Below are 24,238 nucleotides of genomic sequence, written 5' to 3'. Positions count from 1 at the left end.
GAGCAACGGTGCGTAGCGGCCTGTCGTACGTGGGCGAGATTCCCTATGCTCAAGCTATGTCTAAGCGAGTGCTCCGCTCTGATCTGCGTCGGCTGGTGCCGATCCGTGAGCCGCGTTTGTTGTCCGAGGTGCCGCGACGAGTGTGGACCGATGAGCAGTGGGAGCGCATCCAACTCGGCTTCCGCGCCCGGGACATGGACGATCGCTGGCACCTCTTCGCGGAGGGCGATCGGCTGTTCCTGCACCGAAGCTGGTTGGGCGACGGACGATACGAAGCGACATTTAGTAAGGCGGCGGACGGTTATCGCATCACGCGGGTCCTTGTCGAGGACGCCGCGCCGAGATTTCCCGGCGGATCCGACCATAGCCTGTGCACGCTGCTGGAGAGGCTGATCGACCGGGAGCTCCTGCGCGAGCGGCGATGACGTATGCGGTTGCCGTGGCTCTGCGCGAGTTCGTCAAGTCCGCGGCTCTGTGAGCAGATGACGCCAGCTCCAGAAGTGTGCCACGCCGAAGGGCGTATAGAAACGTTAGGATGGCGAACAGGATGGACAGGATGTCGATCATCTGGTCCGGAAATGCATCACGCCGAGGGGGTGTATGGAAATCCGGTCTCTGGTGTGAGCGTGAGCAGCTTTAGGTTCATAAAGGCGTCACGGCGAATGGTGTATGGAAACTCGAACAGGGTCGAGACGATCTCGCCGCCGTTCAGCTCGGTCTGTTCAGAAGGGCGTCACGCCGAAGGGCGTATGGAAACGATGGTGTACTGCGTCGAGCTCGCCATGCCGTTTTCCAAACGGATGTCACGCCGAAGGGGGTGAGGAAACGACGAGGGTGCCTTGCGGCATGCTGCAAGGCGACGCGTGCGAGAGCGAGCCGCCGCTGCCATCCAGCGCGCGGCACTGGCCGGAGGCACCGCTGCCGGGGCGGCAGACCTGGTCGGACCGTATGGCCCCGTCGCCAATTGGGCCACCAGCGTCGGCGGACGGTCAAGCCTGTCGGCGCGGGTTACTCGACGAATGGCTCGCTCACCCGTGTCCTGAGCTTCTCGTACCGAGAGTCGTCTAGCTCGACGTGGTACGGACGCTGCGACTTGACCAGGATCAGTACCCAGGCGTCGTCCGGTGGCGTGCAACACGGGCAGCAGACCACGATCAGGCTGTGCGCACCAGGTCGGTCGATGAACTCGTGGGTGTAACCGACGACAGTCAGATCATGACCGCCGAGCCGGCACGTCCGGGGAAGCACGCCGTGGAGCCGCTGGATGCCGTCGTAGTAGAACTGGACCTCGCCATGTGGTGTCAGGTCTCTCGCGCTGCCGCCCACACGGACAGTGTAATCGTTGCTGGTCGTACAAGCGTTCGACGCGGCGAGCCCGAAAGTGTCGAAGTGACCTGCTTGAATGGACCAATGCCTCGCAAGCCCACGCCGCACCGACAGCCGCAGAGGCGGTGCCTGTTCTGCGGGTCGACTGGTCCCATGACCGCTGAGCACGTCTTCGGCGACTTGCTGCGCAAGAGCGGGTTCAACGGCGAGGTCATTCGCGAGATCATCCCCGGCGACGGGGCGCAGCCGATCATCCAGAAGGGCGGGCCCTTCAGCAAGAAGCTTCCGATCGCCTGCCTCTCCTGCAGCACCGGCTGGATGAGTAAGCTCGAGGAGGCGGCGATGCCGCTGCTGCTGGCCATGTTCAACGCTGGCGGCGCCTCGGTCGAGCTCGACGCCGACGCCCAGTTGGTCCTGGCGCAGTGGGCGTTCAAGACCGCCGCGGTTGCGGCGCAGGTCACCGGTAGCGACCCGTTCCCGGCGGCGCACCGCACGGAGTTCTACAACGACGTCGAGCCGCCGAAGCACGTCCACCTGCGGATCGGCACGGCGTCCATGACGAACGAGTCCCACGGCCTCCAACTGGCCGGATACCGGTTCGAGCCGCGCGTCGCGACCGTCTCGGCCGCTGGCCAAAGCGTCAGTTTTCCCTGCTACCGCGTCACGTTCCGGCTGATCAACGTGGTGTTCGACATCGTCGGCTACGTCACCGACGACGTCGAGATGCAGATCGAGCCCGACGAGGCGCTCGCGACCGAGCTGCTGCCGCTGTGGCCGCCGTGCGAGCCGCGGATCTGGTGGCCGCCGACCGGCAGCTTGGACGCCAGCGGCGGCCTGGCCGGCCTCGACACCGCCCAGCTCGTCGGCATCACGACGTTCCTCCCGACCAGCGAGAGCTGACGCGCCCCGGGCTGGGGCGAAACCCTCGTCAGCTGCTGATCGAATTGGCGAAGTCGGTGGCGGCACCGCCCTCGCCGCAGCCGAAGCGGTGGAACGTTCCGGGCTCGGGCCGCGCCGACGGGTTGAGCGAGAGCGCCGCTCGAGGGTTGCCGCAACGCTGCCGGCACGACGTGGCAGCCGGCTAGGCCGTGTTTCATATGTGGCGTAACCAGATATTGATGGCGGCGATCGTCACGGTGGCCTGATACCGCACCGCCAGCTTGTCGTAGCGGATGGCCACCGCCCGATGCTGTTTGACCAGACTGATCCCGCACTCCACGGCATGGCGCTGCTTGTAGATCTCCGCGTCGAACGCCGGCGGCCGTCCACCAGCCGAGCCTCGAGCACGGCGGTGGGCGGCCTGGTCACGCGGCTGGCCGATAGTGGCCTTGATCCCACGACGACGCAGATACTGCCGGTTCGCCCGGGAGCTGTAGGCCTTGTCGGCCAACACCCGGTCCGGTCGACACCGCGGCCGTCCCGATCCCAGCCGGGGAACCCGGATCTGCTCCAGCACCACCATGAACTGTGGGCTGTCTCCGCGCTGGCCCGCGGTCACCACCAGCGCTAACGGCTTACGGCCCTGCTCGCAGGCCACGTGCAGCTTGGTCGTCCACCCGCCCCGCGACCGGCCCAACCCGTGATCATCCAGCTCCGCACCACCCGCTGCGGTGCCCGGCGGTTCGACCTGAAGATCCCCCTTTTCCGCGCACCGGCCGCGTGTTGATGCGCCCGCGCGATCGTGGAATCCACACTCACATCCCAGTCGATCAACCCCACGGCGTCGGCGCGGGCCTGCAACGCGGTCAGGATGCGCTGCCAGACCCCAGCCCGCTGCCAGCGACGGAACAACCCGTACACGGTCTGCCAGGGACCGTAGACCGGTGGAACGTCCCGCCAAGGGGCGCCGACCCGCACCCGCCAGCGGATCCCGTCAATGAGTTGCCGTTTGGTCCATTTCGGCGGACGGCCCGGCTTCTTCCCGACAGGCAGCAGCGGTTGCAGCATCGCCCACTGCGCGTCGGTCAGGTCGGGCCGCCCCGTTGCCGCTACGCTGGGCACGAGGTCTCCGGTGGTACAGGTTTGCTTGGTCGCTAACCCGTCTACCGGAGACCTCCCTCATTTGATCACCGACACTCCGCCGTGATCATCCACATGGCCCCTACCTTTGAAACACGGCCTAGACCCAATACCGGTGACTTAGGTCCATCTGTGGTGCTTATTCGCTGAGGCGGAGCGATAAGGCGGTGCAATCCGGACTGCCTCGGCCGGATCGCGGGTGGGTTGTGGCCACGTGCGGTGCTCGGTGCGTTTGAGGCCGAAGCTGGACATCTTTCGTTTGACCACACGGGGGTTGCTGCGTCGTCGTCGGATCGGCAGGAGCCGGGCCAGGATCTCACAGGCTCCGTCGATCACGGCTCGAGCTAATCGGTCAGGGGGAAAACGCCGCCTGGGCGATGGCCTGGCGACGAGCCAGGCGCAGGCAACGGGTGAACGAAAGCCGATCAGGATCCAGACGTTGCTCGGTGGCGGCGACGTGCATCAACGACCGGATCGCGTAGTGCACCAGCAAATGCGCCCAGACCTCCTGCTCGACACCGTCGGGCGAGCGTGAGCGCAGCACCTGTGCCGCGCCACGCTGATGGGTCTTGAGCTCGTTGAGTGCGGTCTCGATCTCCCAGCGCTGGCAGTACAACCCCGCCAGCTCCTTCGCCGGCGCCTTGCGGTGATCGAGGATCGTCGTGATCAACCGGTAGGGCACTGACTGTTCAGGACGACCAGGATCGTCCACTGTGTACTCGATCACCCGCACCGCCACCGGGTCCCTCCTCCGGTAGTGATCATCGGTGGCCACGATCTCCGACAGATACGACCCGTCGGGCAGCTCCTTGCGCACCGGCAGCACGATGTTGGCGCGCACCCGCCACAACAGATCTGCGCCGCCCGCCGACGCCGCCCGCCACAACGGCAGTCCGGCGAACCCACGGTCGGCGATTACCAACTCGCCCCGGCCCAGACCCCCGAACAGGTCTCGGGCCAGGGTCGCCTCGGCCTTGGTGATCGGCCCCAGCGTGGCCGCGACGATCGCGTGCGTGCCACACTCGGCCACTGCCACCACCCTCACCTGCGGAAACGCCGCCCGATCACCGCGCGCCGCCGCTCGAGCGCTGCCCGGCCGACCGAACCGCTCCACGTTCTCGGGCGTGTCCGGCGCGTCGAAGGTGGTGCCGTCGATGGCCAGCACCCGCCAGCTCCGATACCACGAACCACGAGTCGCCGGACCCGCCAACGGCTTCGCGACCTGCTCGAACAGCGCCTTCATCGGCGCCACGCCCAGCTTGACCCGGGCCCGCGAGATCGCGGCGGTCGTGGGCACCCGCCAGGGCTTGGACCACCGCGCAGCCCACGACAGCCCCTCCGTCAACAGGCGGGCCACTTCTTCATAGCCCTGACCGCTGAACAGACACATCGCCAGCACGAAGTACACCACCACGCGAGGCGGCAGCAGTCGGTCACGCTGTCCCGTCCGCCCGGTCTCCGCGATCACGCGATCCACTAGCTCCGGCGGGAACGTCCTGGTCAACAGACCGATCGCAATCCGGTCCGACAACCGGGCGTCCGTGTCGGGCTTGACCTGTCCAGGCCGCGGCATCCAGACACCTCCTGGACGCTCACACTACAGAATCAACGCTTAAGTCACTGGTATTGGGCCTAGCCGTCGTGTCCGCACGCCTGATCCTTCGCGTCACCCTGCCTGCACCCGATGCGGCCAGTGCTACCAAGTCGGGGCACGCTGGCCAGAAGGCCCGATCTGCACGTACTGCTACTGGCAAGCGCGACTGCTCGAAGGCACGTGCGCTGACTGCGGACGTGAAGCCGCGATACCCGGCCTCAACGCCGCTGGGCAACCCACATGCTTGCGGTGTAGCGGAATTCCAGTCAACCAGACCTGCCGACGATGCAACGCCGAGGGATGGCTGGGACGCCACGGACTCTGCTGGCGCTGCGTGCTCACGGAGATGGTCACCGAACTCCTCACCGGGCCGGACGGCAACCTCCCCGATCACCTGCGACCACTGGCCGACGGGATCTGCCGGACGCGGCGCCCACAGAGCGGTTTTTCCTGGCTACACAACAGTCCTCTGGTCCAGCAGTTACTCACGGACCTGGCGACTGGGGTGCTGCCCTGTGACCATGCCGCGCTCGATGAACGACTTCCCTCACGAGCTGTCGATCACCTCCGCGGCCTGATGGTCACTTACGGAGTACTGCCACCCAGAGACCGCAGGCTAGCGGCGTTCACCCGCACGATGACCATCAAGCTCGGGGCGATCGGCGACGAAGACCAACGTCGGCTGATCGAGCAATTCGCCCGCTGGGACCTCCTGCGACGGCTTCGACGCCATGCCGATCGGGGGCCGGTCCCGGAAGGCCCATTCCTTGCGGCTAAACAGGTTCTCACTGTCGCCATCGGGTTTCTCGCATGGCTTGAGGCGCGGGGCCGGCCACTGTCCGAGTGCACTCAGCACGACATCGACGCCTGGTTCGCAGGAGACACCGCGACCGTCTGGAACGCTCGCCGGTTCCTTCGATGGGCCCAGGTGCATCGCGTGATCCACAACGTCGACATACCCTGCCGCGCAAAGGAAAACCCGACTCTGGTCAGTCAACAGCAGCGGCTGGAGATCATTCGCAGCTTACTGCTGGATAACGACTTGCCGTTGCCTGAACGCATCATCGGATGTCTAGTCACCCTGTTTGGGCAGCCGATTCACCGCATCACCGAACTACGCGTCGACCGGGTCCAGGATGCCGGCTCGGGCGTCCGCATTCAGTTGGGTCGACATTGGATTGACGTTCGCGACCCCCTCGCTACGCTGCTCCGCGCTCACCTCGCCACGCGTCTCGATCGAGGCACGGCTGCCCATCCGACGTCGCCGTGGCTGTTTCCCGGTCTTCTCCCTGGAGAGCATCGCAGCTCGCGACAGGTCGGGGATGTCCTGCGCGCCGCTGGAGTTCCAGTGCGAGCCGTGCGCAATGCGACCTGGCAGCAGCTCGCTCGTGAGGCCCCTCCGCAGGTCCTCGCCGACGCTCTCGGCATCTACCCCGGTACCGCCATGCGTCATGCCACCCAGGCTGGCGCCGACTGGGTCGCCTACGCAGCCAACCGGGCCCGCAAGGCCCCCTGAACTCCTCGCCGGCGAATCCGTCGCTCTGCCAGTTGGCGACTAACCAAGGAAACAGTCGTGGTCCCGGCGGCTGGCAGCGCGAGCTGGCCGGTGCCCCCGTACGGTCACTCGTCGCCATCATGGGGGTCGACGCTGATCTCGCGGCTGTCCGCCAGGGCGCGCAGAAGGTCCCGGACCTGCGCGGCGCGGTGCGGTTCGCCGTACTGGTGGAAGGTGTCGGCGGCTTCCCGCCAGAGTGGGATGGCGTCGCTGGTGTGCCCGGTGTGGTGCAGGCATTCGGCGAGGGTCTCCAACGGCTCGCCGACACTGGCGAGCGGCAACGTCGGATTGGTCCGGCCGATGGCGAGTGCCTTCTGGCACAGGTCGATGGCGCGTGGGTGATCGCCCAACCCTTGCCACGCTCGTGCCAGATGGTGCAGAGCGAGGGCTTCTCCGGGGCGGTCGCCGCACTGGCGTCGCAGGGCCAGGCCATGCTGACCGTGCTTGAGGGCTTGCTGGTAGTCGCCGAGTCCGATGCAGGCCCTGGACAAGTTGCCCGCCACCATGGCCTCCGTTCGTCCGCTGTCGGTGCCGTGTGCCAACGGGAGCGCCCGACAGCAGCGCCACCTCGACGGTCCGCTGCGCGGCGACGGCCAGTGGGAGTAGCCGGTCGTAGCCAGGAGCGAATTCGACCAGTGAGATGCCCGGCTTGCTCTCGATCGGCACGTCCGGAAAGTCAGGTCCGACATAGTCCCGGGCCGCCGTCACGGCCGTGGTACTGGTGAACCCGTTCTTGACGACCTTCGGGTCCAGGCCGTGCGTCGTAGCTATCGCTATGAGGTCGGCCTGCCGCTTCTGCCGTTTCTTCTCGCGCTCGCGAATGGCTTCCTCACATAGGGTTGCGTCCATAGTGCGATGTCCATCGCTTCTCTGGTATCTAGCCACCGTTGAGGTCGGCGAGCTTCTGTTCGGCGCGGTCGGCATCCGTGATGCGGTGCTGGGCACTGTAGAGCTTGAGAGCGCGTAGCCAAAAGTTGCGAGCGTCGAGTTGCTTACTCTGCGAGGCAAGAACGTCGCCGATACTATTGGCTGCATCGGCTTCCGCGTACTCGTCTCCAAGAGATTGAAACAAGTCGAGCGCCTCGTTATAGTGACTTATGGCATCGTCGAATCGGCCGGTTTGTCGGGCTATGTAACCGAGTGTGTCGAGTGTATTCCCCTCGCCGTGACGATTGTCGTGACGCCGATGCAGGGCAAGGGCGGCGACGCATGCCGTATGCGCCGTCCCGTAGCGGCCAAGCCGAGCTTGGCACAATCCAACCATATTGAGGGAGTCAGCTGACCACACCGGAATTCCCAGGTTTTCGTAGAGACACAGGGCTCGCTTGGCGTACATGAGTGCCCGTTCGTAGTCGCCATCTCTCGCCCAGTCGCGAGCCAGAACTCGATAGATGTTGGCTTCGCGTTGGATGTCACCCGACTGGCGTGCAAGTTCGAGTGCTTGTTGTAGGTGCTCCCGGGCTTCCGAGTGCCTATTCATCCGCGAGAGGGCATAGCCCAAGAGTTGGTGCGCCCATGCACGGTCGGCCAGGTTGTCTAGGTGTTCGGCGGCCACCACACCGTACTCGCATGCGACGACGTGATCGCGAAGGTGGCCGCGGCGTCGACAGAAGCCGGTCAAGGCCCAGGACATCCGCCATACGTGCTGGTGCCATCTTCGCTGAACGCACAAAAGTTGTGCCGCAAGCAAGCATTGATGTTCGGCGTCGAACCACGCCAAAGCTGCCGGAAAGTCCGGGAGTAAAGCAGGTGCACAACGGCTTGCAGGCTGATCAAGCTCGATCACTGGGCTATGTGGATACAGGAGACGAGCTCCGGCGGCGGCTGTGTGCAGATAGAAGTCGACCAATCGACGAAGGGTAACGGCGCGGACCTCATCAGAGTGTTCAAGAGTAGCTCGCTCGCCCGCAAAGAGCCGCACGAGGTCGTGAGCACGATAGCGACCTTGCACATGTTGCTGAAGCAGGTGAGCGTTTTCCAACTCCCGAAGTACGGCCTGTACCTTGGTGTCAGGTAGCGCTGCAAGACTGGAAATGGCAGCCATGCTGATATCCGGTCCAGGCGCAAGGCTGAGCCACCCGAACACAGTAGCCGTATCTGCAGACAGAGCGTCGAACGACCAGGACAACACTGTACGGAGGTTCGTGTTCAACTCTCCAGCGTCCAACGCATCCAATCGCGAAGGGCGATCGCGAAGTTCGTCCGCCAATACAGCAAGCGAGAAGCGAGGGTGGACGCAAGCTCGCGCAGCGACAATTCCGAGCGCAAGCGGCAATCCGGCGCAAGATTTCAACAGCTCGGTTACCGCAGCAGGCTCGTCGACGAGCCGATCATAAGCCAAGTAGCGGGCGAGCAGATCACAAGCCTCAGTATCGTTGAGCACATCCAATCCGACTGACGAGGCGCCGTACGCCATTGACAGGCCAGAGAGGCGTGAGCGGCTGGTGATCAACACCGTACATGTGGCAGTGCCAGGCAATAATGGGACAACCTGGTTCGTACTGCGCGCGTTGTCCAGCACAATCAGCATCTGCTTTCCGGCGACTAGACTGCGATATAACCCAACCTGCGCGTCCAGGTCTATTGGTACAGACTGCGGATCGACACCTAGAGCATCCAGAAACCCTCGTATGGCCTTCTCTGGCGTCATTGACCGCCCGGAAGGGGCAAAGCCCTGGAGATCGACAAATAGCTGGCCGTCAGAGAATCGCTCAAGATGTTGATACGCCCAACACAGCGCAAGCCAGGTCTTGCCAATGCCGCCGACACCAGCAATCGCGGTGATCACTAATGGTCTGTGCATGTCCGCCGCTGAGTCGAGGGCGCAGGTGAGCGTGGCCAACTCTTGTGCTCGGCCCACGAACAACGTCGGTGCAGGTGGCAATTGCCGTGGTACCGGCCGCCGATGACTCGGAGCGTGGCAGTAAACCCCGCCGAGGATCGTGTGTGCCTGGACGATCGGGCCAACGACGGAGCCCGTGACCTTGTTGTGCACGGCCTGAACCTGATCGGCTGTCAGTTTGCCGCCGTCCGGGTCATCGTCTGTCGTCATCGCCGCCACCTAACTGAGCACGGAGGGTTCACGGTAGCCAGTCAGGGCTTGTCGCTCATATCAGCCATATGGTTTGTCCGGTTCATCGCGAGCCCCCTAGCCGAGGCTGGCTACTTCCGGCGCCGCTATATCCGAAGCTGGCGGTACCGAGGCCGTCCTCCCGAATTTGGGTGCGGCCGGAGCACCTCGGACACGGACAATGACCACCGGTAGCCGCCGATCACGTTCCTGATCGGAGCATCGTGCTTGGCTGGTGATACTCGAACGCACGTGCCTGGTGCTCAGGCCCCAGCGCTCGCCAGCACCGCGCGCAGAGGTGGGCGTCGTCGAACTCGCTGACCATTTCGTCGCTGCTGCGGCGCGTGCCGTCCATAGACTTGTAGGCGAGGTAACCGCACAGCGTCGGTGTCTGGCCGCTGGCCATCGCCAGCTGCGCATCGGCGGGGACCTCGCCGATGCGGAACACCTCGCCTTGCTTGTCGGGATCGTCCGGCACCACCACGTGCACAGTGCCGCTCACGCGATGGCGGATGAACTTCAGCTCGATGTCGCCTCGGCGGGTCAGCAGCTCGCGGACGGCGGTCACCGGTTTCCCTTTCCTCGCAACAGTTAGAGGTTGACGTACTCGCGGATCTTGCCCTTCACGTGCGGGCGCTCGTCGCCGAGCGATAGCCCGAGCGTGGGTAGAAGCTTGGCGATTTGCAGCTCGGTGAGCGGCTTCGACACGGGGACGTCGGCGTAGCCGCGGTCGTCGGTGTCCCACTTCGACGGGTCGGGGTCGACGGCCCGGACCCGGGCAACGGTGCCGTCGACGACGTAGACGATCGCCTTGAGTCGGGACCAGCGGGACGGCGCGATCGGGAACCACTTGCGGTCGGCGTCGAGCTGGAACTTCTCGCCGGCGCCGGTCTCGCCGTAGCGGCGGTTGGTGTCGGCGTCGACCTTGCGGGTGCGGGTGTTGCGGTAGACGACCAGCACGCAGTCGCCGCCGTCGTTGTAGGCGTTGAGCTGCCGGTAGAGGGTGGCGCGGCCGACGTGGAAGGTCTCGGCGATCTCGGCCATGGTGTGCTCGCGTGAGTCGACCATCATCTGGGCCTGGTCGAGCTGCCGCTGGGACAGCGCCTCGGGGCGGCCGCCGACGCGGCCGCGGGCCCGTGCGGACTCGAGTCCGTCGAGGGTGCCTTCGACGATGAGTTCCCGGTCGTACTCGGCCATCGCGGCGAGGAAGTGGAACACCAGCCTGCCGCCGGGTGTGGTGGTGTCGATGCCCTGCTCCAGCACGATGAAGTCGACCTTGCTGTCGCCGAAGCCGCGGACGAGATCGAGCAGGTGCTGGTGCGAGCGGCCGATCCGGCGCAGCCGGGTCACCACGACCTGGTCGCCCTCGGCGAGCTTGGCCAGCATGGCGTCGAGCTTCGTGCGGGAGGACAGCTTCCCGGAGATCTTCTCGATGAACAGGTTGTCCTCCGGCACGCCGGCTGCGAGCAGCTTGTCGATCTGGTGGTCCGGGTTCTGCTCGCGGGTGGACACCCGCGCGTACCCGTACCGAACCATATGGGTCTCCTAACCTGCTCAGCACCGTTTGTGAGACGTTGTTTCCGAGACAGCCTTTCGAGACCCATGTTACGTCGGACGAGATCTCGATGTGCATGGGTCTCTAATACGATCGTTTTAGAGACCCATACAGACCCGGGCCGCCGAAGTTGACCAACGCCCTCCGCATGCCCCTCGCTCAACCCCGGTCATGGTGTTGGTCACGAACAAGGGCACGGACGCCAGTGGCCACGCTCAGCGCCGCGCCCACGGCGCGCAAGCTCGCGGTGATCGCAGGCAGATTCATCCACACCGTGTGCAGGAGATGCGTGGCGAAGGTGACGGCTGCGGGGTCAAGGGCGATAGATGCGAGGGTGGTGACCATGCTGGCCTCCTCAATTTGCGGTGACTGATGGTCACGAGCACACCGCCCCGGCAGTCCAACGCCGAGAACTGCGGGAATTTGGCGAAATTTGGTGAGGACGGGCGATGCCAGCACAGGAGGATGCACAGCGCGAGGCGGCACGCAGGCGCGGCGCGCAGGTACTGCTGGACCTGGCGGTCCGCGCAGGTCTGACTGACCAGGAAGGCCGGACAGGGTTGGCAGAGATCTCCCGCCGCAGCGTCGAGGCGTCGCCGAGCCCGGACGGCGGGATCACCGGCCAGACGGTGCGCAACCTGCTCTCCGGAAGCAACGAGGCCCGGACACAGTCGGTCGAACTGTTCATCGCAGCCTGTCTCCTGCGTCAACAGGACAATCCGCAACTTGCTAGTGAGATCGGCTCCGCCTCGTACTGGAGAGCCCGCTTCAACGACGCGCTGGGACGCGCAGGCAGCACAACCGCAGGGATGGTGCGGGTAGGCCGTCCCCCGCGTCTCGCCGACGCCTTCGTACAGCGCCCCGACCTAGGGCTGATAGCGGCAGCCGTCGTCGCCGGCCAGTCCGCCGTGCTCACCCAGGCCGGCCCGGAAAACGGCGAGATCCGAGCGCCTCAGACTCAAGAGCGAGTGCTGTCTGGACTGGGGGCGTAGGCAAGTCACAACTAGCCGCTCAGTACGCCCGTCAACAGTGGGACGATCCCAGCCTGGATCTGGGCGTCTGGATCACGGCCCGCGATTCGGCGGCGATCATGGAGCGATATGCGGATGCTGCGGTTCTGCTACTGGGGGCAGATCCTGCCCGGCCTGAGCAGGCCGCTGCCCAGTTGATGGCGTGGTTGTCGACCACGACCCGGCCGTGGTTGATCGTGCTGGACGACGTTCAGGTCCCTGCCGAGATCGAGCAGTGGTGGCCGGACCCGACGAAGACGGGCCAGGTCATCGTCACCACCCGCTATCGTGGTGATTCTCTGATCCGTGTCGATCGCCAGGTCATCGAGGTCGGCCTCTATACCTTCGAGCAAGCCCTGGAATACCTGCACCGCCGGCTGGATCACCAACCACACTTGCTCGCTGATCCGCGCCAGCGCACTTCGCCCGACGACCTGTTGGCCGCGCTGGCCCACGATCTGGGTTATCTGCCGTTGGCGTTATCCCACGCCAGTGCATATCTACGAGAGGGACAGGTCTCGGTCACGGCGTACCGGATGAAGTTTGCCGACTACCGGACTCGACTGGAGAAGCTGTTCGTCCCCCCAGACCAGTTCCCGGATCGCTACCAGGACACTGTGGCAGCCACGTGGACGGTCTCAATTCACAAGGCGGCTGAGTTGATGCCTGGGGGCGTGGTGCCGATGGTGATGTTGCTGGCGTCTGTCCTGGACCCTGACGGCATTCCGCGTTCCGTCTTTGCCTCCGATGCCGTCGGTTCCTGGGTGCGGTCCGTCCTCAGGCGGGCACCTGAGGACGGGGAGGTGATGTCGGCTGTGCGGATGCTGCATCGGTTCAACCTGCTTACCGACAATCCTGCGGAGGGCACGACACCAGTGATTTCCGTGCACGGGTTAGTCCAGCGAGCCACCCGCGACGCGGCCCTCCGCACCGAACACGCGTGGCTCACGACGGCGCACGCCGCCTCGGACGCGCTGCTGGAAGTGTGGCCGGACGTCGAGCGCGACACAGCACTGGCCGCGGCGTTGCGTTCGAACACCGAGCAACTGGTCGCAGTGGCTGACGTGGCATTGTGGGGCTCAGGCGCGATCGGCGTGTTGTTCCGTTATGCCAACAGCCTCGGCCGAGCCGGGATGGAGACCGCGGCCGTGGCCTACTTGACCCGGCTCGCCGCCACAGCTCGCGACCGACTGGGACCTGAGCATCGTCACACACTCGCTGCCCGGCAGTACCTCGCCCGTTGGCAGGGAGAGGCAGGAGATCCGGCAGGAGCAGCGACGGCGCTGGCTGAACTGCTCGACGACATGACTCGGGTACTGGGCACCGATGACCCCTTATCTGTTCTCACCCGCAATAGCCTGGGCGAATGGCAAGGTAGAAGGGGAAATTCACACGAAGCGGCTGCCACGCTACATGCCAACCTTAATAACACAGCGCACGCATTAGCTTTCAGAGGGGGCGGCACGCTTTTTATGCGCGCTCAAACGTCGCCTTCTGGCGCGGCAAGAGCGGCGAGCTAGCCGAAGCGGTCGCAGCATTCACTGCACTGCTGAAGGAGGCGGCGGCCGCCTTTGGTCCTGACGACCCCGACACTCTCACTACTCGCGGCAACCTCGCGCAATGGCAGGGAGAAAGCGGGGATCCGGGCGGGGCGGCCAAGGCGCTGGCCGATCTGGTTGACGATAGAATCCGCGTTTTGGGCCCTCACCACCTGGATACTCTGAGCACACGACACAATCTTGCGGAATGGCAAGGCAGGGCAGGTGATCCGAAGGCAGCGGTCATGACCCTGTCCGTCCTTCTTGAGGACATGAGGAGGGTACTCGAGCCGGATCACCCTGCAATTCTAGCCGTTCGTAGTGAAGCCGCGCGATGGCAGGGAGAATTAGAGGATCCGCAAGGCGCTGTTGACGCTCTTACTGAATTACTCGGCGACATGATTCGAGTGCTGAGCCCCGCGCATCCGGATGCCATCGCTACCTACAACAACATCGTTTATTGGCGCGCGCGAGTTACCGAGAGAGCGGAGACGACCCCATCGAACGCGATCGTCGAAGAATCGATCAGATTGGACCTGCCCGGAACAGTACCCGAGGTTCCAGATCGAGCCGAGTAACTGGCTGGTCAGGCGGGGCCAGGTTGATCACCCAGTTGCCAAACCGGCGCACGGTGTGGGTGATGTACGGGGCAATCGTGGCGAGGTCGTCGGGGTCGACCGGCTCGCCTTCGCCGGCGATCTCGTTGGCGGCGTCGGTGATGTCCAGCGCGGTGGAGTAGATGACGCAGTTGGCGATCAGCTCGTTGAACTTGATCACCTTCTCCTGGTGCTCGGGGTCGTTGTGGCCGATCAGCTTGCCGCCGAACATCAGCCAGTCGGCGAAGCCGTGGAACGCCTCGGTGCGGTTGGTGATCGCGGTGATCTGCTCCCGCAGCGCCGGCTCGGACAGGTATCGCAGCATTATGTGGAATCAGATTTGTCAAGCTCACGAACGCGAGTCGAGGAGCGTCGGGCTACACCCGGCGTAACGACTGGTAGGCCCAGCAGGCCGGCGTCGCACGCGGAGCCTCGACCCGCTGAAATCGAGTGGGTGTCGCTGACCGGCGCAAACAAGTGCGGCGACGCGATCTCGTCGGCAGCTGGGGTCAGATCAGTTGGCGAGCAGGCCGTAAGCCAGATCGAGGAAATCCCCGGCGGCGTCCCACGCTGCGTCCTCGATCTTCAACATGGCGAGGAAATCAGATGCTCCGGTCACCTCCTCTGAGGCGGTCGCCGCGCGGAGAGCGGCTGCGCTGATCGCCGAGTTCCGGCCGGTCAGCAGCTGAATTCGCGCCACGGCGTGACTCACCTTCCGGTTAGCGAGGTGATACGGCTCTGTCAAGTCGGTGGCTGAGCCGCTTTCCTCGACAGGAGCGTCCGTGGACACGCTGCGCGCCATGTTCTCCCGGAACCCCTGCCAGTACTCGGTTATGGCGTCGTTGCGTAGGTCCAGCGCCAGCAGCATGGCCGCGCAGGCATCGAGTAGTTCGGTGCTGGAACGTTCGCGCCGGGCCACATCAGCCTGCCGACGGGCCGACCGGTGGGTTATGTATCCAGTGAGGGCTACACCGGCCAGCGTGCCGCCCACCGCGATCAGTGACGTCCAGATGTCCACACCCAACTCCATGATCAGTAGGGGAACGTGGGGCGCGACCACCTGGATCGTCGCCATCATGCGTGTGGGATATCGCTCCACTCGGCTCGCGAGCTACTGCGGCAACCGGGTGCCCCGCTCGAATCGGACTGAGCGCCGGACACTCCAGTCGTCCCCTCCTTGCCGTGGCTCACGGCGACGATCGGCAGCAGCGTCGCGGTTGCCGGAACGCCGAGTTGCCGCGGCGTCGCCCCAGCCGGCGTGGGAACGTCCACCAGGCGCTCCAGAAGCCGGTCGAGGGCTACCTGGCCGTCGTCGACGGCCGCCTGCTCGTCCTCGGTGAGCGGGATGCTCGCCAGCATCCGCTGAAGGTTCTCCTTCGCCTCCAGCAGCTGCCCCTTCGTTGACGCCTTCGGGGCGTAGAAGTCGCAACGGGCGCAGGCCATCCGATGGGGGCACTGCTCGAAGAACGTGTAGGTGCAGAAGCCATGCCCGAGGTCGTAGTACTGCCAGGGCTCGCCGGCGGCGGCCTGGCCGGAGGTGACGGCGTCCCGGTCGACCAGGACCTCGATCGTGCGAACGTTGCGCGCGAAGTAGCCGGCGTCGTTGTACGCCTTGGACAGTGTGTTCGGGGTGATCTTGGCGTAGTGCTGGGTCGCTTGCGGGGATCGGTGTCCGAGCCAGGCTTGCAGCTCGAACAGGGTCATCGGTTCCTTGGCGTTGTAGAGCTGGGTGGCGATCGTGGAGCGGGCCCGGTGGCTGGTGATGTTGCCGCGGACGTCGGCGGTGGGGACGCCGGCCTTGCCGCAGAGTGCCGGGATGATCGTCTTGTTGATGTAGTCCTTGGCCACCCGCCTCGCCCGGAAGGTGAAGAGCAGGTCGACGTGCTCACCGGTTTTGGAGTCCAGCATCGTCGGTTGGTCCGGTCGCACGGCTTCCCACGCCTCGATTGCCTTGCCTAGCAAGGGATCGACGGGTTTGGTGAACGCTGTGCCGGTCTTGTGTGCGGGGATGTCCAGCAGGCAGATCGCGTCTTGGACGAGCACGTCGGAGGAGTCGCCGGGGATCGGGGCGCCGTCGTGCTGCCAGCGGATGCAGCCGACACGAAGTCGGGAAATCTAGTCGCTGCGCTGCCCGGCGAACAGCCAGGTCAGTGTGACTGCGCGGATGAGTTCCATCGGGTAGCACGGGCCGCTGGCGTTGGCGGGAAGGTCGTTGGCCTCGATGTTCAGGCCGGCCCACAGCAGTTTGGCCCAGATATCGTCGGCGATGACCCTCGGGTTGGGTCCGACGAGCGCCTGAACGCTGCGTGGGTGGCCAGCGCGCGGGCGGGGTCGAACCGGCGTGGGATCCACTCCCACTCCTGGCAGTCCCGGAAGAAGACCCTGGTGGCGGTGAGGATGCCAGCCTTGGTGCGCGGGGTGATGGGCTGACCGGCGCGTTTGGACAGCCCGAACGTGCGCTGGATGTAGTCGCCGACGTTCATGCGGTCGACCGCGGCGACCCAGGCCGCGCAGGTCTGCCGGGTCCACTGGCCGGGCTCGGTGATCTCCGGATGCTGGTCGGCCAGCCAACGGCCGGCCTTGGCCATCGTGCCCCGGAAAATGCTGCGGACCTTCGGGGTCAGGGTCGAGGTGGCGTACCAGCGCTCGACCCATTCGGCCCAGGTCCCGGAGGTGCCTTCGATGGCGGGCATGCTGCCGTGCACCGAGAACGACGGCTGGTCGCAGAAGCCCAGCGCGGCGACGGCCCGCTGGATGCCGAACAGGGTTCCGACATGCCATTGGCGCATGCCCGCGCCAAGACGGAGCTGGTCGAAGACGTCCGTAGTCAGATCCTCCAACAGCGGACTCCGGTTGAGCAGCAGCGCTTGGCAGACCACGGTGACCACCCGGTGGTCGGAACGCCGGCCGAGCCGGTAGCCCCATCCAGTGAGGACCTCAGCGACCTGGGCTTGAGCCTCATCGACCGCGTCCTTGCCGAACACTCGCCAGGTCAGGGCCAGCCGGTTGAAGCCACCGAGCTGGTCGAAGGCGGCAAATCCTCCCAGGAGGTAGGCATAGGCGGCGACGTAGGGGCGGACCGTGCCGTCAATCCAGCCTGGCCACGGCCGCTCGAACTCGGCCACGCTCGTGCCGATCAGCCGAAGCCAATCAGCCTCAGACCAGGCCCAGAAACTGGTGCCATCCTCAGCGCAGCGCAGCGCAACAGCACCAAGCCGATCGCATCGGAAATCGCACGCCGATGGTGCGTGGTGTCCGGACACCACAATGCCGCACGCGCATCGTCCAGCGGCCGCAGGAGCCGCTGGACCAAGGCCCATTCCGGCGCATCCCCGTCGTAGCAGCGCCGCCGACGGAGATTGTTCATCCCCAGCCGCCGCAACGCCTCCAGCTCAACCCCAGTGAGCTCTGGGCTGCGGTTGTAGCGCGTCGAGTGGATCGGCCATGCCCAGATCGAGGCGCCGGCAGCCTTGCTGACGGCTGTGAATGTCGAGGTGGTCACGGGGACGCGACCTCCGTCGGTTGCAGGCCGAGGCGGGTCAGCATCTCAACCCGCCAGCTGTGGATCTGTTCCATGCCGGAGTTGAGCTTCTTACCCAGGTCACGGCCCGACAGGTGGATGTAGATCATGGTCGACTGAATCTGGCGGTGGCCGGCGAACAGGGCGATCTCGTGGATGTCCCAGCCCATGCGGGCCAGGTCGGTCAGACATAGGTGCCGGGTGGTGTGCGTGCTGAACCGCGGCACGCCGGCGGCCAGCGCGATCCGGCGGATCACCTTCCACCAGGTCCACAAGGTTAGCGGTTGGCCGAAGTTGCGGCGGGACTCCGACAGGAACAGCGGGCCGCGCGCCCGGCTGATCGACGCCCGGTGGATCAGGTACTGCGAGAGCAGCACGCCGGTCGGCGCCGAGTACGGCACGACCCGCTCCAGCCCGTTCTTCGTCGTCTCCGCGCGCACGCGCACCATCCGGTGGGCGGGGTCGATGTCGCCGGTCTCCAGCAGGCAGAGTTCTTCCCGGCGCAGCGCGCAGTCGTAGGCCAGCGCGAGCATGACTCGGTTGCGGATTGGCTCCAGCGCGGCCACGGCCAGCAGCGCCAGCCAGTCCTGCTCGGTCGGGATCCACGGCAGCTTGGTCAGCCTCGGGACCAGGCCGCGCTCGTGGCCGCCGCGCCGGCGGCCAGGCGTGTACCGGCCGCGGCCGACCGGGTTGGACTCGCGCACGCCCTCCTCGATGAGGAAGTCGTAGTACAGCCGGACCGGCACCAGGCGCTGCTGGATGGTGGCGTTGGCCAGCCCGGAACCGGAGTCGATCGACAGCACATTCGCGCCGCGGTGGCTGGGACGCGTGGTCAGTTCGCGCACGTAGACCGCGATGTGGGCCCGGTTGGCCACCAGCGGGTCAACCCTGGTGGCCTCGCACAGCAGCAAGTACTCGGCCAGGCCGCGCCCGTAGGCGTCGATCGTGCGGGGCGCCCGACCGAGGTCGGTCCACACCTTCAGCCACTCGGCGGCCTGGTCGTGCCGGGCGAGCACCGGCCACTTCTCGGCCGGGACCAACGTGGTGCCCAACAGGTCTCCTCAGTTCGTGGTCGCCCGACGAGGAGATGATCAACCTCGTCGGCAGATTCCACGTAACTGATAGCTACCTCGCCGACCCGGTCTACCGGCGCAAGATCTCCCGGCAGCTGAACAAGGGCGAGTCGCTACACGCACTGCGCCGCGACCTGCTCTACGCCCACGAAGGCATGATCCGGGCCCGGCACCCGGAGGCCCAGACCGAGCAGGCGTGGTGCCTGACGCTGGTGACCAACGCCGTGATCGCCTGGACCACCGAGTACTTCGGCCTGGCCGTCGAGCAGATGCGCGCGGCCGGGCGGCAGGTCGACGACGAGGTCCTGGCGCACATCTCGCCCGCGCACAGCGAGAACATCAACTTCTTCGGCGCGATCGAGGTCGACATCGAGGGCGAGTTGGCGCAACTCGGCCCGACCGGGTACCGGCCACTGCGGGTACGCGACACCCTGTTTTAGGGATTTCAGTCCGGCGGTCCTGGCGCCATCGGTCTGAGACGCCTCGCAGCGGCAACATCGCAAGTGGCGGGCGGTGCAAAGGTTCGTGGCAACTACCGGGATGGCACGAACCGCGGCCACCGACGCGCCCGAGGGTGCTATCAAGGCACGGTCACCATCAGCACTTGGCGCAGTTGAGCGGGGGACAAGCAATGGCAGACACGCACACGGACCAAAGCGGCACCGACGGGGATGATCAGGACGACTCGGGTTCCAGCCCGGACAAGTACGTCAACCACATCTCGAACCACATCTCGGACGGCGTCTATTCCAACGTCGTCATGGCGGGTGAGGTACACGGCCCCGTGACCCTCCATGCCGGCGGCGACCTCCCGAGCGATCTGGAGGATCCGGTCATCGCCTCCGTCCAGCTGAGGCGAGGCGCGGATCTGGCCGTGGACGCCGATCCGCCACGAGTAATGGTGGCTAGCGGGACGGTCCATGTCATCACCCTGGAGGCCAGGACGACCCGGGCGGTGGTACTCCACGCTGCGCGACCGGTCGTCGTGTCCCGCAGACTGCCGCGCCCTGCCTGTCTCCCTATGTATGTCGGAGCGACAGTCCAACCTCGTCGTTTCACAACCGACTTCGACGCCGAGCAGCCGCGGATGCAGGCCGAAGGCGTGGACTTCCCGTTCTCCATCAGCGCGACTGACGTGGAGCAGTTTTGGTTCGAGCCCGAAGCCCGCACACACGAGATTTCGTGGTATCTGGAGCTTGACTGGACCTGCGCAGGCCGACACGGCACCACCGTTATCGACAACAACGGGGAGCCATTCGAGTTGTATCCCCTGGCCGCGCTCTACGATGGCCGCGAGCGCTCGGCTCTGCACTCGGGTTGCGACGTGAGACACGTACAGGGCTGCCCCTTTCTGCTTCTCCGCAAGTCGGGGCTCCCTACATCCCTCTGGGATTCCTCGTCTTCGCGGCTTGCGCCCTACCCGGCACCCGTCTCGCTTGCCGGGCCGTCGGCCGTCGACGCCACCACGCCACTGCCCAGCCGCACCCAGGACGACCCGGAGGACCTCCGACGCCGCATCCTCGCCCTGAGCGCTGAGATCGGAGCGAGTGACCCCAACCTTCCGGCCTCCTGGCCTGAGTATCGCAGGGCTGCCTCGCTCGTTCGGGTCCTGTTCGCCCACCCAGACTTCCACCGCAACCACGAGCCGAAAGCTTTCCGTGCGCTGGTCATCAATGTGCTGCGCTATCTGTATGTGTCCGACCAGTGCCAGCCCGGCGTGATCATCGGCCGCAAGATCCACGCTGACTGGCTCAAAGCTCTTGGTGAGGACCACCCGGACACGCTGTCCGCAGCCGACCGTCTCGCCGGGTGCCTGGTCGGCCTCGGGAAAAGCCAGGAGGCACGGGACTTATACGCGAACCTCGTCTCCCGATACGAGCGGACGCTGGGAGAGAGTCACCCAACGACCTTGACGGCCGCGGGCAACCTTGGCGCCACCCTTGGCAACCTAAGCAAGTATCAGGAAGCCCGAGAACAGTTTGAGGCCGTCGTGCAGCGGAGCCAGCGAGCGCCTGGCCCCGACGACCCCAACACGCTACGCGCCGCTAACAACCTCGCAGCTGTCCTGCGGTTCCTCGGGGACTTGGACGCCGCACAGGCCCGCGCGGAAGACACCCTAGCGCGCTACCGACGGACACTGGGCAACAACCACCCAGAAACGCTGCACGCCATAAGAACTACCGCCACCATCCAGCGCTCCATAGGGGAAATTGACCGCGCAGAGGAACTGGAGACGGAACTACGGGCGCGTGGCGGGAAGCCGTCGATCGATTGATCCAACGCCGTGATCGCCTGGACCACCGAGTACTACGGCCTGGCCGTGCCGAGGGCGTTGTTGACCGGCCTGCCGCTGGTGGGATGGGGGGACGGCGCGGTGCTCGAGTAATTCCGGGGTGTGGCGGGTCTCGTGGGCCGGTGTGGTCGTCTCGTAGCCACCGCTACCGCGCCGAGAGCGGCAATGACGTGGTGCGGACCTAGACGAGAACTGGCCACGCGAACAGGGGCCAGGCGACGTCGCCCCTCGCTAGCGTTCGAAGAACCACGCGGCCGGGCACCGCACCGCACGAACTCAGGAGGTTTCGAAACCGCCCGAGACCAGGCCGGCGAAGCCAGGCAGGCGGCGCGTCCTGACTGTCCGGCACGCGGAGTCCCCAGAGCCTTTACGACCATTGTGGACGGACGTGGTGACAGGAGCGGCGCAACCCCAACCCAGCTGTCCACCGCACGGCCACTGCGACCGTCCACGGCTGAGCACCGCTGAACGCGAGGACCTGTTCCGACGCGCCGCAGGACGCTGTCAGGTCTGCGAAACGGTTCTCCCCGGCGATTTCGCCACCACCTACCTGGGTCAGTGGGTCGACGCCGCGGATGCCGACCGGCCGGCTGCGCGAGCGCGGTGCGTACCGTGCGCGCTGCGCCTTGCCCCCTGCCAACTCCCGCAGATCGGCGCACTGCGACCACGGCAGTGGCAGGCCCAGGCGTTGCCGACGATCCTCCACCGGATCTACACCGCCGGCACCGCCACGCTGCACGCCGCGCCCGGCGCGGGCAAGACCGCGTTCGCCGGCATGGTCTTCCACGTGCTGCGCGAGGCGGACCTGCTTACGCGTCTGCTGGTCGTCGTCCCCAATCGGGCGTTGCTGCGGCAGTGGCGCAACGCGCTTCGGGAGCTGGGCGTCGCCCTGGACGCCCGGCCGCAGGACGGCGTCGTGGAGCACGCCGACGCCGACGGCATCGTAGTGACCTACCAGGCACTGGCCAAGGAACAGGGCACCGCCGCACGGCATGCCGCCTGGGCCGCGCAGCACCCGACGCTGGTCGTGCTCGACGAGGTGCACCACCTCGCCGAGAACGCCGCCTGGGGCACCACAGCCGTGCAGCGCATGGTCCGGCCGGCCCTAGGTGACCCGCTGGCCCGCCCGGCCGTGCTCAACGCGACCGGCACCCTGTTCCGCTCCAGCAACAAGCAACGCATCAGCACCGTCCGCTACGACAAGGTCACCACCGACTCCGGCGAACTACTCCAGGCGGTGGCCGACTTCTCCGTCCCGACCGCGACACTGATCGGCGTCGAACTGCGCTCACCGGACCTCTACGCCTACGGCAGCCACGCCCGGCTGGTCGATCTGCGTCAGGAAGAGGTGATCGACGCCGACATCGCCGACCTGACCTGTGAGCAGCGCTCGGCGGTGGTCCGCAACGCCTACACCAGCGCGCCGTGGATCTCCGGCTTCGCGAGCGAGGCGGTGCGCCTGCTGCGCAACCAGCAACTGGCCATCGGCCTGGACGAGCCGCTGAAGCTGTTGTTCATCGCCGCCGATGTCGCCGCGGCCCGCATGGCGCGCGACGCGCTCAACGAGGTCACCGGCCAGGACGACTTCGCCCGGCTGGTGGTGTCGGACGAGCCCGACGCGCTGCAGGTGCTGCATTGGGCCGCGCGCGAACGTCAGCCGTGCGCCATCGTGGCGATCCGCATGGTCACCGAGGGCTTCGACTGCCCGCAGGTGGCGACCATCGCCTACGTGACCAACATCCTGGCCAGGGTGCATGTCGCGCAGATGATGGCGCGGGCCATGCGCATCACCGCCACCGAACGGGCCCACGGGCGCATGCTGCCCGCCGCGATCCTGATCCCCGACGATCCCGAACTGCGCAAGGCCTTCGCCTCGGCACTGGCCAGCGCGATGCACGAGGTTGAACTGCCCGAGGCGCCCGGCCAACCCGGCATTGGTCCCGGTACCGGGCAGCCGCGCCTGCCGCGCTACCAACTGCTGGACCTGTCCGACCGGCGGCTGCGGTCGGCCACCGTGCTGACTCAACCGGATGGGGAGGTGCTGGCCGACGAGCTGGCCTGCTACGTCTGCCAATGCCGCGAGGTCGGCATCCCGGAGACATACGCGCCCCGGGTGGCCGTGGTCTCTCGACGCCATCAGGCCGCCGCGGTCACGCTGCTGCGGCCCGCCGACCCGCGCGGCCTCGCATCCCGGGCGCGCATCGCGGCACTGACCGACTGGATGGGCGGCCACCTCGGCCGTGACCCCGCACTGCAGCACGCTGGAGCAGTTCCAGACGGCTGCCGAACGGGAGACCGGCATCTCCGCCGGCGCAGGCGAGCAGGCCCGGCCAGACCAACTCGTCACGATCGCGGTGTGGATGAGCCGCCAGATCATCCGGCACTGCCTGACCCACGCCGAACACATCCCCGCCTGCGCACAGGGATCGCAGTCGTGACCGGTCACCGCGCCCGCCGCACCCCGCAGACCCTGGTGGATCTCAACGGACGCCGGGTGCACGCCTTCGCGCTGGAGATGGCCAACCTGGGCCTGCCCCGGCTCGCCGACGCGCTGATGACGATGCTCGAGTCCCGCGTCTGGCATCAGTTCCAGGACGGGTTGGGCAGCTACGAGTTCCAGCCCGGCGAGTTCGACTACTTCCTCTCCCAGCAGGGCGTGCGGCGGGAGGACGTGATGCACGCGGTCCGCAACGTGGAGGTCAAAGCCCGGCTGGAAGCGGCGATGGACGAGCGGCGCACCGGCCAACCCGACTACCGGCGTGCGCTGGGCGAGGTCCGGGCGGCCAATCCCGAACGGCCGGGACAGCCCATCGAGCCGTTCGGCTACACAAGAAGGGAGGCAAAAGCCCTGCTCAGCGGTAGGGCTTCGGACCGAAGCCCGCCGGCGCGGCCCGCCTTGGGGCCGGCCGTGCGGCGCTGGACCAACAGCCAGGGCGACAGCGCCCACGCGCCATCCGACCAGCGCACGCCCTTGGACCGAGCCCGGCGGATCGCCCTGCGGTTGGACGATCACGACCTGGACGAGCTTCTTGCCGCAGTGCGGAACGAGAGGCGCCGCCGCCGCGCGCACTCCACCTAGCGACGAGCGT

At 66.2% G+C, this 24,238-nt stretch carries 22 protein-coding genes and 1 pseudogene; 9 read left to right on the top strand and 14 right to left on the bottom strand.

The annotated features are described in order from the left end of the window. Nucleotides 1-8: 8 nt before the first annotated feature. Nucleotides 9-425, top strand: coding sequence for a hypothetical protein (locus tag BCF44_RS20645; RefSeq protein ID WP_147328559.1), 417 nt, complete (start codon nt 9-11; stop codon nt 423-425). A 583-nt stretch (nt 426-1,008) separates the two neighbouring features. On the opposite strand, the gene BCF44_RS20640 is transcribed toward BCF44_RS20645, so the two are convergent. Continuing rightward, a complete protein-coding gene (locus tag BCF44_RS20640) occupies nt 1,009-1,326 on the bottom strand; it encodes a hypothetical protein (protein WP_116175929.1) in 318 nt (105 codons plus the stop codon). Between the two features lie 153 nt (nt 1,327-1,479). Between BCF44_RS20640 and BCF44_RS20635 the strand changes: the two genes are divergently transcribed. Further along, nucleotides 1,480-2,226 (top strand): hypothetical protein, encoded by a 747-nt coding sequence (locus tag BCF44_RS20635; RefSeq protein WP_116175928.1) that lies wholly within the window; start codon nt 1,480-1,482, stop codon nt 2,224-2,226. A gap of 193 nt (nt 2,227-2,419) precedes the next feature. Here the strand turns inward: BCF44_RS20635 and BCF44_RS20630 are convergent. Together BCF44_RS20630 and BCF44_RS20620 are read right to left on the bottom strand one after the other, a co-directional pair. Further along, a pseudogene (locus BCF44_RS20630) lies at nt 2,420-3,273 on the bottom strand (IS5 family transposase). Nucleotides 3,274-3,697: 424 nt separating this feature from the next. Continuing rightward, complete coding sequence (locus BCF44_RS20620) at nt 3,698-4,918, bottom strand: IS4 family transposase (RefSeq protein WP_116175926.1); 1,221 nt, start codon at nt 4,916-4,918, stop codon at nt 3,698-3,700. A 367-nt stretch (nt 4,919-5,285) separates the two neighbouring features. Between BCF44_RS20620 and BCF44_RS54760 the strand changes: the two genes are divergently transcribed. Further along, complete coding sequence (locus BCF44_RS54760) at nt 5,286-6,455, top strand: hypothetical protein (RefSeq protein WP_147328558.1); 1,170 nt, start codon at nt 5,286-5,288, stop codon at nt 6,453-6,455. A 104-nt stretch (nt 6,456-6,559) separates the two neighbouring features. Here the strand turns inward: BCF44_RS54760 and BCF44_RS20610 are convergent, their stop codons facing one another. The 5 genes from BCF44_RS20610 to BCF44_RS20590 form a co-directional block, all read right to left on the bottom strand. Further along, nucleotides 6,560-6,997 carry a tetratricopeptide repeat protein gene (locus BCF44_RS20610; RefSeq protein ID WP_170217640.1) on the bottom strand — a complete coding sequence of 146 codons (438 nt, stop codon included), beginning with the start codon at nt 6,995-6,997 and terminating at the stop codon, nt 6,560-6,562. Nucleotides 6,998-7,371: 374 nt separating this feature from the next. Further along, a complete protein-coding gene (locus tag BCF44_RS20605) occupies nt 7,372-9,546 on the bottom strand; it encodes an ATP-binding protein (protein WP_147328557.1) in 2,175 nt (724 codons plus the stop codon). A gap of 220 nt (nt 9,547-9,766) precedes the next feature. Beyond that, nucleotides 9,767-10,132: a hypothetical protein gene (locus BCF44_RS20600; RefSeq protein ID WP_116175922.1), complete on the bottom strand. Its 366-nt coding sequence runs from the start codon at nt 10,130-10,132 to the stop codon at nt 9,767-9,769. A 23-nt stretch (nt 10,133-10,155) separates the two neighbouring features. Continuing rightward, nucleotides 10,156-11,100, bottom strand: coding sequence for a recombinase family protein (locus BCF44_RS20595; protein WP_116175921.1), 945 nt, complete (start codon nt 11,098-11,100; stop codon nt 10,156-10,158). Between the two features lie 178 nt (nt 11,101-11,278). Beyond that, nucleotides 11,279-11,464 (bottom strand): hypothetical protein, encoded by a 186-nt coding sequence (locus BCF44_RS20590; protein ID WP_116175920.1) that lies wholly within the window; start codon nt 11,462-11,464, stop codon nt 11,279-11,281. 104 nt (nt 11,465-11,568) lie between these two features. Between BCF44_RS20590 and BCF44_RS20585 the strand changes: the two genes are divergently transcribed. The 3 genes from BCF44_RS20585 (at nt 11,569) to BCF44_RS59215 (ending at nt 14,245) form a co-directional block, all read left to right on the top strand. Beyond that, nucleotides 11,569-12,111: a hypothetical protein gene (locus tag BCF44_RS20585; RefSeq protein WP_116175919.1), complete on the top strand. Its 543-nt coding sequence runs from the start codon at nt 11,569-11,571 to the stop codon at nt 12,109-12,111. Between the two features lie 98 nt (nt 12,112-12,209). Further along, the gene (locus tag BCF44_RS20580; protein ID WP_116175918.1) at nt 12,210-13,649 is read left to right on the top strand and encodes a tetratricopeptide repeat protein; all 1,440 of its coding nucleotides are present in this window, start codon (nt 12,210-12,212) and stop codon (nt 13,647-13,649) included. Then, entirely contained in the window at nt 13,571-14,245 is a 675-nt protein-coding gene (locus tag BCF44_RS59215) for a tetratricopeptide repeat protein (protein ID WP_379801613.1), read from the top strand. The genes BCF44_RS20580 and BCF44_RS59215 overlap by 79 nt, the downstream gene beginning before the upstream one ends. Here the strand turns inward: BCF44_RS59215 and BCF44_RS20570 are convergent. The 6 genes from BCF44_RS20570 to BCF44_RS20555 all read right to left on the bottom strand — a co-directional run bounded on the left by BCF44_RS20570 (nt 14,193) and on the right by BCF44_RS20555 (nt 18,835). Then, nucleotides 14,193-14,588, bottom strand: coding sequence for a Tn3 family transposase (locus BCF44_RS20570; RefSeq protein WP_211353119.1), 396 nt, complete (start codon nt 14,586-14,588; stop codon nt 14,193-14,195). The two genes, BCF44_RS59215 and BCF44_RS20570, sit on opposite strands and share 53 nt — an antisense overlap. 189 nt (nt 14,589-14,777) lie before the next feature. Beyond that, on the bottom strand, nt 14,778-15,341 hold the full coding sequence (locus tag BCF44_RS20565) for a hypothetical protein (protein ID WP_116175916.1): 564 nt from the start codon (nt 15,339-15,341) through the stop codon (nt 14,778-14,780). Beyond that, a complete protein-coding gene (locus tag BCF44_RS57665) occupies nt 15,338-16,306 on the bottom strand; it encodes a tyrosine-type recombinase/integrase (protein ID WP_246015330.1) in 969 nt (322 codons plus the stop codon). The genes BCF44_RS20565 and BCF44_RS57665 overlap by 4 nt, the downstream gene beginning before the upstream one ends. Nucleotides 16,307-16,488: 182 nt before the next feature. Next, nucleotides 16,489-17,388, bottom strand: a complete 900-nt coding sequence (locus tag BCF44_RS57660; RefSeq protein WP_246015328.1) for a hypothetical protein — start codon at nt 17,386-17,388, stop codon at nt 16,489-16,491. Nucleotides 17,389-17,399: 11 nt separating this feature from the next. Further along, the gene (locus tag BCF44_RS57655; RefSeq protein WP_246015326.1) at nt 17,400-17,765 is read right to left on the bottom strand and encodes a hypothetical protein; all 366 of its coding nucleotides are present in this window, start codon (nt 17,763-17,765) and stop codon (nt 17,400-17,402) included. Further along, complete coding sequence (locus BCF44_RS20555; protein ID WP_116175915.1) at nt 17,762-18,835, bottom strand: tyrosine-type recombinase/integrase; 1,074 nt, start codon at nt 18,833-18,835, stop codon at nt 17,762-17,764. Before BCF44_RS20555 ends, BCF44_RS57655 begins: the two co-directional genes overlap by 4 nt. A 35-nt stretch (nt 18,836-18,870) precedes the next feature. Between BCF44_RS20555 and BCF44_RS20550 the strand changes: the two genes are divergently transcribed. From BCF44_RS20550 to BCF44_RS20540, 3 genes are all read left to right on the top strand, one after another. After that, on the top strand, nt 18,871-19,296 hold the full coding sequence (locus tag BCF44_RS20550) for a transposase (protein WP_246015324.1): 426 nt from the start codon (nt 18,871-18,873) through the stop codon (nt 19,294-19,296). A 191-nt stretch (nt 19,297-19,487) separates the two neighbouring features. Next, entirely contained in the window at nt 19,488-21,131 is a 1,644-nt protein-coding gene (locus tag BCF44_RS20545; RefSeq protein WP_211353118.1) for a tetratricopeptide repeat protein, read from the top strand. Between the two features lie 406 nt (nt 21,132-21,537). Further along, a complete protein-coding gene (locus BCF44_RS20540; RefSeq protein WP_342775620.1) occupies nt 21,538-24,228 on the top strand; it encodes a DEAD/DEAH box helicase in 2,691 nt (896 codons plus the stop codon). Nucleotides 24,229-24,238 lie beyond the last annotated feature (10 nt).

Origin of the sequence: Kutzneria buriramensis (assembly GCF_003387475.1) — a bacterium.
In the GTDB taxonomy this organism is placed as follows: domain Bacteria; phylum Actinomycetota; class Actinomycetes; order Mycobacteriales; family Pseudonocardiaceae; genus Kutzneria; species Kutzneria buriramensis.
Note: the sequence above shows the minus strand (reverse complement) of the source record. Positions and strands in the feature narration are given on the sequence as shown.

Coding starts and splice junctions, on each gene's coding strand:
- BCF44_RS20635 (WP_116175928.1), top strand. CDS start 1,480: ATGACCGCTGAGCACGTCTTCGGCGACTTGCTGCGCAAGAGCGGGTTC.
- BCF44_RS20620 (WP_116175926.1), bottom strand. CDS start 4,918: ATGCCGCGGCCTGGACAGGTCAAGCCCGACACGGACGCCCGGTTGTCG.
- BCF44_RS54760 (WP_147328558.1), top strand. CDS start 5,286: ATGGTCACCGAACTCCTCACCGGGCCGGACGGCAACCTCCCCGATCAC.
- BCF44_RS20605 (WP_147328557.1), bottom strand. CDS start 9,546: ATGACGACAGACGATGACCCGGACGGCGGCAAACTGACAGCCGATCAG.
- BCF44_RS20595 (WP_116175921.1), bottom strand. CDS start 11,100: ATGGTTCGGTACGGGTACGCGCGGGTGTCCACCCGCGAGCAGAACCCG.
- BCF44_RS20590 (WP_116175920.1), bottom strand. CDS start 11,464: ATGGTCACCACCCTCGCATCTATCGCCCTTGACCCCGCAGCCGTCACC.
- BCF44_RS20585 (WP_116175919.1), top strand. CDS start 11,569: ATGCCAGCACAGGAGGATGCACAGCGCGAGGCGGCACGCAGGCGCGGC.
- BCF44_RS20580 (WP_116175918.1), top strand. CDS start 12,210: ATGGAGCGATATGCGGATGCTGCGGTTCTGCTACTGGGGGCAGATCCT.
- BCF44_RS20570 (WP_211353119.1), bottom strand. CDS start 14,588: ATGCTGCGATACCTGTCCGAGCCGGCGCTGCGGGAGCAGATCACCGCG.
- BCF44_RS20565 (WP_116175916.1), bottom strand. CDS start 15,341: ATGATGGCGACGATCCAGGTGGTCGCGCCCCACGTTCCCCTACTGATC.
- BCF44_RS20550 (WP_246015324.1), top strand. CDS start 18,871: ATGATCAACCTCGTCGGCAGATTCCACGTAACTGATAGCTACCTCGCC.
- BCF44_RS20545 (WP_211353118.1), top strand. CDS start 19,488: ATGGCAGACACGCACACGGACCAAAGCGGCACCGACGGGGATGATCAG.